This is a genomic window from Rhizobium sp. M1, from assembly GCF_002531805.1.
Lineage (GTDB): Bacteria > Pseudomonadota > Alphaproteobacteria > Rhizobiales > Rhizobiaceae > Rhizobium > Rhizobium etli_C.
In genome coordinates, this window is record NZ_NWSW01000028.1 from 67,219 (window position 1) to 81,829 (window position 14,611).

Sequence of the window (14,611 nt, forward strand, 5' to 3'; positions counted from 1 at the left end):
GTCAGGCTCCAACGAGGTTATCGAGTTCGCGATAGTCCGGCAGGCTGCGGTCGATCACCTTGCCGCGGCGAAGCACGACGCGGTCGGACTGCGGACGGGAAAGAAATTCGCTCCAGCGCCGGGCGCTGAAGAGCACGAGATCGGCCGAGGCACCGGCGGCGATGCGCCCCTTATCGGGCCTGCCGAGAATATCGGCGGGCGAGGTGGTGACGACCCGCGCGGCCGTGTCCAGCGGATGGTCGAGATGCAGGATGCGGACCGCCTCGCGGAACACCTCCACCTGGTCGAGATCGCCGTAGGCGTAGAAGGGGTCGCGGGTATTGTCGGAGGCGACCGCCGTCGCAACGCCGGCCGCGGCCAGTTCCTTGAACAGGGTGACGCCGCGCCAGCGCGGTGTGCGGTCGGGATAGCGGTCTTGCAGATACATGTTGCACATCGGCAGCGAGACGACGCCGACACCGGCCTCTGCGACCAGTGCGACCGTGCGCTTTGCCGTCTCTTCGTCATGCCGGGCGAGGGAACAGCAATGGCCGGCTGTCACCTTGCCGTCGAAACGGTTGCGCAGCACGGCTTGGGCGATTGCCCTCAAGGTTTCGGCAGCCGGATCGTCGGTCTCGTCTACATGGAGATCGACATCAAGGCCGTTATCGGCCGCCGCTCTGAACAGCGTGTCGAGCTGGCTGTCGAGAGCGGGGCTCATCCGGGTGACGCCGCCGATCAGACCACCCTTGTCGCGAACTACGGCGACGAGGTCGGCGAAATAGGCGGCATCCGCCATATTTTCCATCGGGAAGAGCGCCACCGCCTGCAACGCGATCCTATCCTTCCAGGTCTCGCGGATCTCGGCAAAGACCTCGAAGGAAATACGATGCTGCGGCGTCAGGGAGTCGAGATGGGTGCGTATCAGGCTGGTGCCGTGCGCATAGGCTGAACGCAGGGAGAACTCCATGCGCTTCTTCACGTCGCCGGCCGACCAGTTGGCTTCGCGGTCGGCGCGAACCGCCTCCAATGCTCCCGGAAATGTGCCGTCCGGATTGGCGCTGCGCGGCCAGATATGACCCTTGTCGAGATGGGTGTGCATATCGGTGAAGCAGGGCCAGACCATGCTTTCCCTGAGGTCCGATTTCGCCAGATCGGCCGGCGCCTCGCCGGGCGGCAGCACGGCGGCGATGACGCCGTCGGTGATGACGAGGTCGGCCTTGACGAGCCCTTCGGCGGCAGAGGCGTCGTAGCCGGTGACCGCAGCGGCAGGCAGCGTTGCGTTGCTCAGCGCGAAGCGGCCGGCATTGGGTGGGGAAATGAAGGAATGGGTCATCAATTTTCCCGCTTCAGGCTGCTCTCGTGCCAACGGTGCAGGGCAAGCCAGGAGATGAAGGAGGTGGCGGCAAAGATCGCCACGCCGAGCAGGGAGAGCATCAGCAGCGCTGCAAAGAGGCGCGGAATGTTCAGCCGATACTGGGCTTCGAGAAGCCGGAAGGCGAGCCCGGAGCCCGCGCCCGCCGAGCCGGCTGCAAATTCAGCGACGACGGCGGCGATCAGCGCCAGTCCGCCGCCGATTCTGAGGCCCGTCATGAAGTAGGGCTGGGCGGCAGGGAGCTTGAGGAAGAACAAAGTCTGCCAGCGGGACGCGCCATAGAGCTCGAAGAGATTGATGAGGTTGTGATCGACGCTTTTCAATCCTTGGACCATATTGGAAAGGATCGGGAAGAAGGCGACGAGGAAGGCGCAGATCAGCAGCGCCACCTGCGTCGACGGCGCATAGATCAGGATCAGCGGAGAGATTGCCACGATCGGTGTCACCTGCAGGATGACGGCCAGCGGATAAAAGGCGAGTTCGATCCAGCGCGACTGGACCAGGAAGATTGCAAAGCCGACGCCGCCGACAAGCGCCAGCATCAGCGACAGGAAGGTGATTTTTGTGGTGACCCAAAGCGCAGGGGCAAGCGTGCCCCAATCGGCCACGAAGGCGTCCGCCACGGCCGCCGGACCCGGAAGAATGTAGGGCGGCACGCCGGAAAGCTTCACATAGGCGTGCCAGATCAGGATCAGCGACACGATGACAAGCAGGGGGGTGCAGATTCGCAACGCCAGATCCATGCGTCTGGCCGCAGCGGCGCCTGCGGCAAGCAGTGGCGTTGCATCGCTCTCGTCGCGCATCAATGATTCTCCGTCGCGTTGATCGCCCCGATGAGCGAATGCGAAACCGTCTCGCAGGCTTTGCGGTATTCTTCCGAGGTGCGGTAATGCCCATCCCGTTCGAGACTGGTCGTCAGCGGAAGGTCGGAATGAACGCGTCCGGGCCGTGCTTTCGTCACGACGATACGGTTCGAAAGATAGGCGGATTCGAAGACCGAATGCGTAACGAAGATGACGGTGATGCCTGTCGTCGTCCAGAGCCGCAGCACGTCGTCATTCAGTCTCTGGCGTGTGATCTCGTCGAGGGCGGCGAAGGGCTCGTCCATCAGCAGAAGCTTCGGCTTCGTCACCAGCGCGCGAGCGATCGAAACGCGCATCTTCATTCCGCCGGAAAGTTCGCGCGGATAGGCGCCGGCAAAATCCTGGAGACCAACGGTGCTCAGCACGTCCAGAATCTGGTCATGAGCCTCCTTCTTCGAGATACGTCTGAGCTTCAACGGCAGATGGACATTGTCGAACACATTTTTCCAGGGCATGAGCGTCGGCTCCTGGAAGACGAAGCCTATGTCGCCCTCCGGAAGGCCGCTGGAATTGACCCGCGAACTCGGCCAGTCGATTTCGCCAGACGTGACATCGCCGAGACCAGCAATGATGCGCAGTGCCGTCGACTTGCCGCAGCCGGAGGGCCCGAGCAGGCTGATGAACTCACCGCCTTCCACCGTGAGCGACATGTTCGAAAGGGCCACGGTACCGCTGGAGAAGACTTTCGAAACAGATCGCATGACGACCAGCGGCCGCTTGCGCGTCTCTTGCGGGGATCGGGCCTGGACTTCAAGCATTGCCTGTCTCGTTCATTGAGGGGGAGAGCGTTGGCCGGGCGCTTACTTCTTCATTGCCATTCCGGTGCTCTTGCAGACGAATTTCGTCGTAAAGGCCTTGGTATAGTCCGTCTCCGGTTTGAACACCTTGATCGCTACCATCTCGTCGAAGAACGCTTTGTAGTGCGCGTCGGTCATGCAGCCGATGCCCTTGTCCAGGCTGTCGCCGGACTCGATGATGCCGTATTCCTTCATCTTGGCGATGGAGTAGGCGATCTGGCCATCGGTCATTTCAGGATTATCCTTCTTGATCAGCTCGTTGGCCTTGCTGTTGTCGCCGTAGAGATAGTTGTACCAGCCTTCGATCGAAGCATCGACGAAGCGCTGGACGATGTCCGGCTTGCTGTCGATCATCGCCTGGGTGGTGGTTATCATCGTCGAATAGGGCGAATAGCCGTTATCGGCGAGCAGGAAGACTTTTGGCTCGAAACCGGCCTGCTTCTCAATCTCATAGGGTTCCGAGGTCAGGTAACCTTGCTGTGCCGAACCCTTGTCGGCGAGGAATGGAGCCGGGCTGAAATTGTAAGGCTTATACTGCTCGTCCCGGAAGCCTTTGAAGTTCGCCTTCATCCATTCGAAATAGGTGAGATAGCCGTCCTTGCCGAGAAACAGGGTCTTGAGCTTCGCGAGATCTTCGAACTTGTCGATGCCGGCATCGGGGTGCGCGATCAGCACCTGCGGATCCTTCTGGAAGATGGCCGCGACGTCGACGAGCGGAATGCCCTGTTCGACGGCCGAGATCTCGCCCTGTGGGCCACCCATGTAAAAGTCGATCTTGCCGGAGATCAAAAGTGCGCTGTTCGCCGCATTCGGGCCACCTTGGACGATGGTCACGTCGAGGCCATGTTTCGCATAGGTGCCATCGGCGACCGCCTGATAAAACCCGCCATGTTCGGCTTGCGCCAGCCAGTTCGTACCATAGCTGACTTTGTCGGCCGCTTGCACGGCTGTGATTGAGGCAAGAATTCCGCCGAGGCCGGCAAGTGCGGAAAAGACGCTGTTCTTCAGTGTATTCGGCATGATCGACGTTCCCCTCGTGAGTCCGCAACGTCTTTGGCGACGTCCGGTTTTCTTCATAGGAGCGATTGCTTTGCTCTTTGAAAAGCATCAAATTTCGTGCGCAATGATGCCTTTTCGGCATCTCACCGAAAGCCTGTGCCTAATTTGCGCTATGCGCTTCTTTTTTGTGCAACGAGGTCATGATGCTGCATTCGAGAAAGCTTCTCTATATTAACGAGATCGCGCGCTCGGGGTCGATCCGCAAAGCGGCCGCGCGGTTGAACGTGGCGTCATCGGCAATCAACCGACAGATTCTGGCTCTGGAAGAGGAAATGGGTGCGCCGCTCTTCGAGCGCCTGCCGCGCGGCCTGCGCCTGACGGCAGCCGGCGAGCTCTGCATCGAGCATATTCGCGAGGTCCTGAAGAATTATGAGCGGCTGGAGGGCCGCATCCGCAGCCTGAAGATGCAGCAGGCCGGCAAGGTGCGACTGGTGACCACGGTCGGCCTTGCCGCAGGACCACTGCCTGACATCATTGCGCGCTTTCAGTCGGAGCATCCGCGTGTTTTCATGCAATTGCGCAACGACGCTGGTACGATGACCGTCAATCCGGTGCTGTCAGGCGAGGTTGATATCGGTCTCGGCTTCAATATTCCGGCAACGCCCGGCATCCGCACGCTCGGCAATTTTGACATCCCGATCGGCGTCGTCCTGCCGCCCGGCCATCATCTGATCGGGGCGGGTCCGATCAACCTTGCCGATATCGTCCAGGAGCGCCTGGTGCTCGCCCAGCAGGGCACGAGCCTGCGCGATGTGATCAATCTGGCCCTGGCGCGTCTCGACGTGCATGTCGAGCCGGTGCTTGAAACCAATGCGTCTGAGATGCTGAAGAAGCTGGTCAAGTCGGGGGCGGGGCTGACGATCCTGAACCCGCTCGACGTCATCACCGAATGCCGTCAGGGCGAGCTGGTCTTCCGGCCGATCGCCGAGCCACATGCGCGCCACCAGCCGATGAAGCTTTTTGCCCGCGCCCGCGCGCCGCTCGATTCCGCGACCAGCCTCTTCGTCGAGTATCTCCTGGCCGAGCTCGCCGGCCTGGTGGAAGAACTGCAGGCTAAAGGCCATATCGCGGTGGAGAAAGCCGCTGCGATCTGAGCCGCGTCTCGGGCAGACCGGGACGGAACTTTATTTCGAATAGAGATTGGACAGCGGGTAGCGCTTCAGGTCATAGAGTAGATCGACAAATCCCTTGACCTGATGGCGGCAGATTGCTTCGCCCTTTCCGGCTGTCCCGAGCGATGCGTCGCCGACCACTCCGTTTGGATTGAGGTCGTGGGCGATCCAGGCAAGGGAATGCGGCGGCAGGGGCTGAATATATTTCGATTGCTGGCGCATCCATTCCGCCTTCGAGGTGAAATTCTGCGCCTTGTCCATCCGCACCAGATCGGGACGGAAATGCAGCATCAGCGAGGTTTCCACCTCGCCGCCGTGGATGCCGTATTTCATCTCGTGTTCGCCGATCATACCTTCGGGATGGCCGAAGCGGCCCCATTGTGTCGAGATGACGGCCATCTGACAACGGACCCGCAGCTCGCGCGCGACGATGCTCATGATGTCGACATTGCCGCCATGCGAATTGACGATCACCATCTTCCGGATGCCGGTTTCGGCGACCTTTGCCCCGATCGCCGTCCAGACGGGAATGAGCAATTCCGCACTCAGCGACAGTGTTCCCGGGCCGTGAATGTGCTCGTTCGCCTTGCCGATCTCCTGCGTCGGCAGGACCAGGAAATCGAGGTCCTCGGGCTTTTGCTTTCGCAGCTCGGCCAGCATGCCGTTGGCGATTGCAACATCTGTTGCAATCGGAAGGTGGGGGCCGTGCTGTTCGGTTGAGGCGATCGGGAGGATGGCGATGGTCGTGTCCGGCGAAAGTCCGGCGAAATCGTACGTGTTCAATTCGTTCCAGTAGAATGGCAGTGCCATCGCCGCGCCTCTCATTGCCGTTCAGATCGTGAGTAGGAAATATCGTTGCGCGCGAAAAGCATCAATTTGCGCCCGCACCGATGCCTTTTTGCGGGTGATGGAAAGGCGATGCTCGCGCGAGCTCGCGGGATGCCTCGCTTTGAAACCGGGCTGCAGCCAGCCAATTGACCAAAACCATTGCGCCGGCGTGCCGGCAATGGTTCTGTGGCGCCTCCTATCTCAAGCTTTCCGGTGATTCCCGATGTTCGATATTCTGTGGCGCGGCCTGGCGATCGGCGCCGGTGCAACCATCCTCATGGACCTCTGGGCGATCGTGCTCGCCAAGGTCTTCGGCCAGCCGCCGGCCAATTGGGCACCGGTCGGCCGTTGGTTCTGGCATCTTCGCCACGGCAAGGTCTTTCACCAGAACATTGCCGATGCCGATCCCTATGAGCATGAACTCACCCTCGGCTGGATCAGTCACTACGCCGTCGGCATTCTCTACGGCGTGATCTTCGCGATCATCGTGGGGCAGGGGTGGTTGATCGCGCCGACATTTCTGCCCGCCTGGATCTTCGGCATCCTCACCGTCGGGGCAGGGTGGTTCCTGCTGCAGCCCGGCCTCGGCCTCGGCTGGGCCGCTTCCAAACATCCGAAGCCGATAAAGGTCCGTTGCTTCAACCTGCTTGCGCACACGGTGTTTGCGTTGGGGCTTTATGGGACGGCGTTGATCATTCGCTGAGATCGCGGCCTGCCCCCAACCCCTCCCCACAAGGGGGAGGGACTAAGCTGTGGCGTCCGGCGGCGACCGAAAGCAAACGGTCTTGCTGGCTGTTACCGTTCGACGGATTGATACGATAGAGTTTATGTGAAGCGGTGCGGCATCTTAGCCCCTCCCCCTTGTGGGGAGGGGTTGGGGAGGGGTCTATTGGTTCCCTGCGAAAGGCACTATCTCACCGCGCCGCCCAATTCGCACCGCGGCGGAAGATCGTCTTCATCTCGGGAACGTCGAATTCCTTCGCCTGGTGGCCGAGCGAGGAATAGAAGACGCGGCCCTTGCCGTATTTGCGCTTCCAGACGACAGGCATGACCACGCCGTCGATCCAGTAGGCGTGCTCGCCGGTGAATTTCGTCGTCGCCAGAACCTCGTTCGAGGGGTCGACATGCATGTAATATTGCTCCGACGTATAAGGAAAATCGGAAATCCCCTCCATCAGCGGATCGTCCGGCCGGGTGATGTTGACGGTATAGTCGATGATATTGCCGGGGTGCGCCACCCACTGGCCGCCGATGATGAACTGATAGTCGACGGAATCGCGGAAGGCATCGCCCGCGCCGCCGTGATAGCCGGCAATGCCGACGCCGCTCTCGATCGCGGCGGCGAGGTTCTTGACCTCTTCCTTCTCGATCTTCGACATCGTCATGATCGGCACGACCAGGCTGAGATCATGGACGGACGGGTCGGCCAGCGCCTCGGTGCCGTGTTCGAGATAGACCTTGAAGCCGTCCTCCTCGAGCATGGTCTTGATAATTTCGGCGCATTCCTGCGGCTCGTGGCCGCTCCAGCCGCCCCAGACGATCAGTGCTTCACGCATAGTCATTCCTCCTGAAATTATTTCGCCAACCGTCCGTCGACGATGGAATCCGACAAGGGGGCAGGGCGCGCCGTCGCCGTGGTGATGGTGACCGTCCGGCCGGTCGCAGACGCAGTATGGAACGCTTCCATGACCTCCAGCACATGCAGCGCCAGATCGCCATTGGCGCGATGCGGCCGGTTAGAGCGGATCGCATGCGCCATGTCGGCGACGCCGAGCGAGCGGTAATTGCCGTCGGCATAAGGTGCTGTGAGTGGCTGGTCCTCGAATTGGCCGCCCTTCCTGAGATATTCCACAGGGCCTTCGAATTTGTTCGGATCGGGCACGATCAGCGTACCCTCGGTGCCGTAGACCTCCAGCGGCACATGTTTGTGGCCGGCGACGTCGAAGCTCATGGCGATCTGGACGACAGCGCCGCTCGCAAAAGCCATCATGCCGGCGACATGGGTCGGCACATGCACGGGAATGCGCTCGCCGTTGCGCGGCTCGCTGGTAATCAACCGCTCTGCTCGCGGCGTCGTCGCAAAGCCCGCGACTTGGGCAACCGGCCCGAGAAGATTGATGAGGTCGGTGATGTAATAGGGACCCATATCGAGCATCGGCCCGCCGCCGACCTCGTAGTAGAAGGCCGGGTTCGGATGCCAGCGCTCATGGCCCGGGCACATGAAGATCGCCGAGCCGCCGACCGGCTGGCCGATGACGCCCTGGTCGATCAAGGCGCGCGCCGTCTGATGGCCGCCGCCGAGGAAGGTGTCGGGCGCCGCACCGATGCGCAGATTGCGGGCGCGGGCCGCCTCGGCCAATTTTTTCCCTTCCGCGAAATTAATCCCGAGCGGCTTTTCCGAATAGGTGTGTTTGCCGGCCTCGAGCGCCTGTAGCGCGACGGCGACATGGGCCTTCGGGATCGTCAGGTTGACGATGATCTCAACCTTGGGATCGGCGAAAAGCTCTTCGACCGTCCGGGCGGGAACGTTGAATTCGGCGGCCTTTGCTTCCGCCAGTTCCCGATTGAGGTCGGCGACGCCGCGGATGTCGAGAATGGGAAAGGAGGCCATCGCTTTGAGATAGGCGCCCGAAATATTGCCGCATCCGATGATGCCGATACCGACTCTTTCCATGAATTCCTCCATCTGATCGTGATTGTGACGCCCGTCAGAGCGCCGGCCCCGTGGTGCTCCAGGGCGATTCGTAGAGTTCGTAGAGCGCCACCGCGGCGGCACCCTGCGCCCAGAAATCGTCGCTCGAATCGTCGAAGACGAGTTCGCTCACCCCCTTCAGCGAGGGCGGAATGGCGAGCGCATAGGCATCGCGCAGGCTGTTCAGGAATGGCTCGCCGAGCGCCAGGCTCGACCCGACAAGGATGACGCGCGGCGGCGCAAACAGCGTGACGATATTGGCGATGGTCAGTCCCACCGCTTCGCCGGCGCGGATGGCGGCGCCAATCAGCCGGTCGTCATCGGCCTTGATCAGCGCCTGGGCATGGGTCATGCCGCGCCCGAGCCGGATCGCTTCGGCAAAACGCCCGTCGGCCTGCTGTTCGCCGAGGATGGCGCTCTCGCCGGCCTGGCTGAAGAGCCGCACCACGCCATTCGGCCCCATGCCGAGCACGAGGTCGCCGAGATTGTGGCTGAGGCCGCCGGCGCCGCGAAACAGGCTGTTGCCGTGCAGCACGCCGAGACCCAGCGTCTGCTCCAATGAAATCAACACCATATCCTCGAGATCGCGCGCTTTGCCGAACCAGTGATGGCCAAGCGTGATGGCATGCGCGTCGCTTTCGACGATGGTCGGCGTCGACAGCCGCGTCGACATCTCGGCGGCGAAATTGACATTGGTGTCCCGGAAGATCGGGCTGCTTCTGATGTAACCGGTGCGGTGCTCGATGACGCCGGGAAAGCCGAGGCAGACGCTGTCGACATCCTCAAGCGACAGCCCGGCATCGACGACGCAGCGCCGCACGCCATCCTCGACCAGATCGGCGATGACGCCGATCGGCTGCCGGTCGAGGCGGATCGGCAAAGCGAGTTTCGACAGCACGTCGCCGCGGAAATTGGTGACGACGAAGACCATCCGGTTGGCGGCGATCTTGCCGCCGACGACGCGGGCGGCATCGGGATTGAGCTCCAGCGCCACGCGCGGCCTGCCGCGCACCGCCTCGTTGCGGATATCGCCTTCGTGACGCGGCAGGATCAGCCCATCGTCGAGCAGGGAGGCGGTAATGGCGGAAACGGTCGTGGTGGAAAGCTCGGTCCGTTCGCTGATCTCGATGCGCGAGATCGGACCATGGCGCCGGATGGTATCGAGCACGTTCAAGCGATTGATCGCGCGCATCAATTCTGGATCTGCGGTCTTCATGAAAAACTAGCCGGCATCGTTCGTTGGGCGGAAGCCAATATTTTTAACGGGTTACGAAATAAATAGCAGGCAATCCCGCGGACCTGTCAAGCGCATTTGGTAAAAATAGCGGCAATTGGGTTGACATCCGGCAAAAGCTCCGGTGAATTAATCCGCATAGGGGAAAAATTGTGAGGATAGGTCCCCTGGGAGGAAAATCATGAATTTTATGCTGAAAAACGCCGCTTTCGGCGGCAGGCGTTTCGTATCCATGGCGGCGGCGGCCGGCCTGTTGCTGGCGGGAGCAGGTGCCGCCTCGGCGACGACGGTGGTCAAGTGGCTGCATCTCGAACTCGACCCGAAAAACGTCGCGGCCTGGGAAGACATCGTCAAAAAATACGAAGCCCAGCATCCCGACGTCGACATCCAGATGCAGTTTCTCGAAAACGAAGCCTTCAAGGCCAAGCTTCCTACGCTGCTGCAATCCGACGACGTGCCGGATTTCTTTTTCAGCTGGGGCGGCGGCGTGTTGAAGCAGCAGTCCGAAACCGGCGCGTTGCAGGATGTGACGGCAGCCCTCGATGCCGACGGCGGCAAGCTGCGCAACGCCTATACGCCGGCTTCGGTCGACGGGCTTACCTTTGACGGCAAGACCTGGGCCATTCCCTACAAGGTCGGTCTCGTCAGCTTTTTCTATAACAAGGCGCTGTTTGCCAAGGCCGGCGTCAAGGCCGAGGACATCAAGACCTGGACGGATTTCCTCGCTGCAGTGAAGAAGATCAAGGCGGCCGGCATCGTGCCGATTGCCGGCGGCGGCGGTGAAAAATGGCCGATCCATTTCTACTGGAGCTATCTCGTCATGCGCGAGGGCGGCCAGAAGGTTTTCGAAGCCGCCAAGAACGGCGAGGGCGAAGGTTTTCTCGATCCCGCGATCATCAAGGCCGGCGATGATCTCGCCGAACTCGGCAAGCTCGAACCTTTCCAGCCCGGCTATCTCGGCGCCACCTGGCCGCAGACGCTCGGCGTTTTCGGTGACGGCAAGGCGGCGATGATCCTCGGTTTTGAAGCGACCGAGGCCAATCAGCGCAAGAATGCCGGTGACGGCAAAGGCCTCGCACCCGACAATATCGGCCGTTTCGTCTTCCCGACGGTCGATGGCGGCGCCGGCAAGCCGACCGACACACTCGGCGGCCTGAACGGCTGGGCCGTCACCAAGAAGGCCTCCAAGGAAGCGATCGATTTCCTCGCTTTCCTGACGAATGCGGAGAATGAGCGGGCGATGGCCAAATCAGGCATGCTGCTTCCCGTTGCCGTCGGCGCCGATGACGGCGTCGTCAACCCGCTGCTGGCCGAATCCGCCAAACAGCTGGCCGGTTCGACCTGGCATCAGAACTTCTTCGACCAGGATCTCGGCGCGGCCGTCGGCCGTGTCGTCAACGACGTCTCGGTGGAAATCGTCTCCGGCCAGATGAACTCCAAGGACGGCGCCCAGATGATCCAGGACGCTTTCGAGCTGGAACAATAGCAGCGCGCGCAGAACCTTCCCGGCGCTCCCGATCAAGCGGAGCGCCGGCATAGCTGCCGACGAACGAAAGCAGGATCCATGGCCAATATTTTAGTCCCCTCGATGACATCGGCGGCGAGGCCGGCAAGACGCGCCGCAAACCGAAAAAGCTCGGTCGCTCACGACCGGCTGACGGTGCTGTTGCTCTTCCTGCCGCCGGCACTGCTGCTGTTCACGCTCTTCGTCATCATGCCGATGGGCGAGGCGGCCTGGTACAGCCTCTACAAGTGGAATGGCTACGGCACGCCGACCGAGTTCATCGCGTTGCGCAATTTTCAGGTGCTGTTCCGCAACGCGGCCTTCACCCAGGCGCTGGTCAATAATGGCCTGATCATTGTCATCTCGATCTGCATCCAGGTACCGCTCGCCATCTGGCTTGCCACGATGCTCGCCCACCGCATTCCCGGTGTCGTCGGCTACCGGCTGATCTTCTTCCTGCCCTATGTGTTGGCCGACGTTGCCGCCGGCCTGATCTGGCGCTTCGTCTATGACGGCGATTACGGTCTGTTTGCCGCCGTTTCCAATTTCTTCGGCTTCGCCAACCCTTATGTGCTCGCCGACAAGGATGTGGCGATCTATGCCGTGCTCGGCGTCATCGTCTGGAAATATTTCGGCTTTCACATGATGCTGTTCATCGCCGGCCTGCAATCGGTCGATAAGAGCGTGCTCGAAGCGGCCGAAATCGACGGCGCCACCGGCTGGCAGAAATTCCGTTACGTCACCTTGCCGCTGCTCGGCTCGACCTTGCGCCTGTCGATCTTCTTTGCCGTCGTCGGCTCGCTGCAGCTCTTCGACATGATCATGCCGCTGACCGGCGGCGGACCGTCGAACTCCACCCAGACGATGGTCACCTTTCTCTACACCTATGGCGTCATGCGCATGCAGGTCGGCTTGGGCAGCGCCGTCGGCGTCGTGCTCTTCATCATCTGCGTGACGCTCGCCTTCGGTTACAAAAGGATCTTCATGCGCCATGACTGATATGAGCTCTTCCATCCGCATGCGCGCATCGACCCGCATCTACCTCTACGTGTCGCTGACCCTGATCGCTGCCATCGTGCTGATCCCGCTGCTGACGACGGCGCTTGGCGGCTTCAAGACGCTGGGCGACCTGCGCACCAACCCTTTCGGCCTGCCGACGGAATGGCAGTGGGCGAACTATACGGACATTCTGTTCGGCGAGCGTTATTGGTTGCAGATCGGCAATTCGCTGATCATCGCAGCGCTCACCGTGCTGCTGACGCTGATCGTCTCGTCGATGGCGGCCTTCGCCTTCGCGCATGTCCGCTTCTTCGGCTCGTCCTTCCTGCTCAATTATTTCCTGCTCGGCCTGATGTTTCCGGCGGCGACCGCGATCCTGCCGCTCTTCATCCGCATCCGCGATCTCGGCCTGCTGAATACCTATTGGGGTGTGGTACTGCCGCAGGTGGCCTTCGGCCTCGGCATGAGCATCCTGTTGTTCCGGAACTATTTCCGCAACCTTCCGGAAGAATTGTTTCAGGCGGCCTTCGTCGATGGCTGCGGTTATATGAGATTCTTCTGGCATATCTCGCTGCCGCTCTCCCGGCCGATCGTCGCCACCGTCAGCATCATCTCCTTCGTCGGCAGCTGGAACAGCTACATCCTGCCGCTGATCATGCTGAACTCGGAATCGAAATATCCCTGGCCGCTCGGCATCATGGTCTATCGCGGCGAATACGGCACGGAATGGCAGTTGGTGCTGGCCTTCATCACTCTGACCATCCTGCCGACGATCATCGTCTTTTTCGTCGCCCAGCGGCACATCATCGCCGGCCTGACCGCCGGCGCCGTCAAGTCCTGAGCCGAATTATTGGAGTTGCACATGGCATCCGTTTCACTGCACGATGTAAGCAAGGCCTATGGCGCCGTCGACGTCATCCACGGCATCTCGCTTCATATCGAGGATGGCGAATTCGTCGCTCTCGTCGGACCGTCCGGCTGCGGAAAATCGACGCTGCTGCGGATGATCGCCGGCCTCGAAGAGATCACCGACGGCGAGATCGCGATCGGCGGCAATATCGTCAACGCCATGACGCCGCGCGAGCGCAACATCGCCATGGTCTTCCAGTCCTATGCGCTCTATCCGCATATGACGGTCGCTGAAAACATGGGCTTCAACTTGAAGCTCGCCGGCGTCGCCAAACCCCAGATCGAGGCCCGCGTTGCCGAGGCTGCCCGCATGCTGGATCTTGCCGAGCTGCTCGACCGCAAGCCGGCCCAGCTTTCCGGCGGCCAGCGCCAGCGCGTCGCCATGGGCCGCGCCGTGGTCCGCAACCCGGCCGTTTTCCTGTTCGACGAGCCGCTCTCCAACCTCGACGCGAAACTCCGCGTGCAGATGCGCTCGGAGATCAAGACGTTGCACCAGAAGGTGAAGACGACGTCGATCTACGTCACTCACGACCAGATCGAGGCGATGACGCTCGCCGACCGCATCGTCGTGCTCAATCAGGGCAGGGTGGAGCAGTCGGGCACGCCGCTCGAACTTTACAAGAAGCCGGCCAACCTCTTCGTCGCCGCCTTCATCGGCTCGCCGGCGATGAACATGCTCGACGGCACGGTGGAGGGTCAAAACGGCGCGCCCGCCGCCCGCCTCGAAGACGGCACGGCGATCCGTATCGCGCCCGACCGCCGGGTCAGGCCCGGCCAGGCCGTCACCATCGGCCTGCGCCCCGAACATCTCATTCCCGGCATAGCCGCCGGCACGCCGCTTGCCGGCCGCACCATGCTGGTGGAACCGACCGGCGCCCAGACCCATGTGGTCTTCGATCTCGCCGGCCAGCAGGTCACCGCCATCGTCGACGGCGAATATCCCGCCCGCTACGGCGCTGTGTTCGAAGCAAGCATCGCCAGCGACCAGGTGCATGTCTTCGACCGCGGCAGCGGGGTGGCGCTGTAGGCGAGGATTAGTCTGCGGGGATCGGAGAGGGTGCGGCAATTCCTCTTCTCCCCTCGGGGAGAAGGTGCCGGCAGGCGGATGAGGGGGCGGAACGGCACCCCCCACGCAAATTCGATTCCGGCACGCCGACGGAAATGTTGGGCCCAGCACCCCGCGCATGGTCGAGATGAGCCGGAGGAGAGACCGGCATCGCCGGCCCCTCATCCGCCCTACGGGCACCTTCTCCCCGAGGG

14 protein-coding genes are annotated in these 14,611 nt (G+C 61.6%); 6 read left to right on the forward strand and 8 right to left on the reverse strand.

What is annotated here, in order from left to right:
• Position 1 precedes the first annotated feature (1 nt).
• The 4 genes from CO655_RS25055 to CO655_RS25070 are packed head-to-tail and all read right to left on the reverse strand — an operon-like array spanning position 2 to position 4,034.
• On the reverse strand, positions 2 to 1,315 hold the full coding sequence (locus CO655_RS25055) for a cytosine deaminase (protein ID WP_097667241.1): 1,314 nt from the start codon (positions 1,313 to 1,315) through the stop codon (positions 2 to 4).
• Positions 1,315 to 2,157, reverse strand: a complete 843-nt coding sequence (locus CO655_RS25060) for an ABC transporter permease (protein ID WP_097667242.1) — start codon at positions 2,155 to 2,157, stop codon at positions 1,315 to 1,317. Before CO655_RS25060 ends, CO655_RS25055 begins: the two co-directional genes overlap by 1 nt.
• Positions 2,157 to 2,975, reverse strand: coding sequence for an ABC transporter ATP-binding protein (locus tag CO655_RS25065; RefSeq protein ID WP_097667243.1), 819 nt, complete (start codon positions 2,973 to 2,975; stop codon positions 2,157 to 2,159). The genes CO655_RS25060 and CO655_RS25065 overlap by 1 nt, the downstream gene beginning before the upstream one ends.
• 42 nt (positions 2,976 to 3,017) lie before the next feature.
• Positions 3,018 to 4,034, reverse strand: a complete 1,017-nt coding sequence (locus CO655_RS25070; protein ID WP_097667244.1) for an ABC transporter substrate-binding protein — start codon at positions 4,032 to 4,034, stop codon at positions 3,018 to 3,020.
• Positions 4,035 to 4,216: 182 nt separating this feature from the next.
• Between CO655_RS25070 and CO655_RS25075 the strand changes: the two genes are divergently transcribed.
• A complete protein-coding gene (locus CO655_RS25075) occupies positions 4,217 to 5,167 on the forward strand; it encodes a LysR family transcriptional regulator (RefSeq protein ID WP_097608812.1) in 951 nt (316 codons plus the stop codon).
• 30 nt (positions 5,168 to 5,197) lie between these two features.
• Here CO655_RS25075 and CO655_RS25080 read toward each other — a convergent pair whose 3' ends face one another.
• Positions 5,198 to 5,995, reverse strand: a complete 798-nt coding sequence (locus CO655_RS25080; RefSeq protein WP_010029019.1) for a creatininase family protein — start codon at positions 5,993 to 5,995, stop codon at positions 5,198 to 5,200.
• Between the two features lie 241 nt (positions 5,996 to 6,236).
• Here CO655_RS25080 and CO655_RS25085 point away from each other — a divergent pair, with 241 nt between their 5' ends.
• Positions 6,237 to 6,716: a DUF2938 domain-containing protein gene (locus CO655_RS25085; RefSeq protein ID WP_097608765.1), complete on the forward strand. Its 480-nt coding sequence runs from the start codon at positions 6,237 to 6,239 to the stop codon at positions 6,714 to 6,716.
• Between the two features lie 211 nt (positions 6,717 to 6,927).
• Here CO655_RS25085 and CO655_RS25090 read toward each other — a convergent pair whose 3' ends face one another.
• From CO655_RS25090 to CO655_RS25100, 3 genes are read right to left on the reverse strand one after another with little or no spacing between them, the layout of a single operon-like run.
• Positions 6,928 to 7,569, reverse strand: coding sequence for a ThuA domain-containing protein (locus CO655_RS25090; protein ID WP_012483742.1), 642 nt, complete (start codon positions 7,567 to 7,569; stop codon positions 6,928 to 6,930).
• Between the two features lie 17 nt (positions 7,570 to 7,586).
• Positions 7,587 to 8,687, reverse strand: coding sequence for a Gfo/Idh/MocA family oxidoreductase (locus CO655_RS25095; RefSeq protein ID WP_097667245.1), 1,101 nt, complete (start codon positions 8,685 to 8,687; stop codon positions 7,587 to 7,589).
• Positions 8,688 to 8,721: 34 nt separating this feature from the next.
• The gene (locus CO655_RS25100; protein WP_097667246.1) at positions 8,722 to 9,921 is read right to left on the reverse strand and encodes an ROK family transcriptional regulator; all 1,200 of its coding nucleotides are present in this window, start codon (positions 9,919 to 9,921) and stop codon (positions 8,722 to 8,724) included.
• Positions 9,922 to 10,120: 199 nt separating this feature from the next.
• Between CO655_RS25100 and CO655_RS25105 the strand changes: the two genes are divergently transcribed.
• From CO655_RS25105 to ugpC, 4 genes are all read left to right on the forward strand, one after another.
• Positions 10,121 to 11,425, forward strand: a complete 1,305-nt coding sequence (locus CO655_RS25105; protein ID WP_097608761.1) for an extracellular solute-binding protein — start codon at positions 10,121 to 10,123, stop codon at positions 11,423 to 11,425.
• A 78-nt stretch (positions 11,426 to 11,503) separates the two neighbouring features.
• Positions 11,504 to 12,442, forward strand: a complete 939-nt coding sequence (locus CO655_RS25110; RefSeq protein WP_097608760.1) for a sugar ABC transporter permease — start codon at positions 11,504 to 11,506, stop codon at positions 12,440 to 12,442.
• Positions 12,435 to 13,283 carry a carbohydrate ABC transporter permease gene (locus tag CO655_RS25115; RefSeq protein WP_085737210.1) on the forward strand — a complete coding sequence of 283 codons (849 nt, stop codon included), beginning with the start codon at positions 12,435 to 12,437 and terminating at the stop codon, positions 13,281 to 13,283. Before CO655_RS25110 ends, CO655_RS25115 begins: the two co-directional genes overlap by 8 nt.
• A 21-nt stretch (positions 13,284 to 13,304) precedes the next feature.
• Positions 13,305 to 14,378, forward strand: a complete 1,074-nt coding sequence (gene ugpC, locus CO655_RS25120) for a sn-glycerol-3-phosphate ABC transporter ATP-binding protein UgpC (protein ID WP_097667247.1) — start codon at positions 13,305 to 13,307, stop codon at positions 14,376 to 14,378.
• Positions 14,379 to 14,611 lie beyond the last annotated feature (233 nt).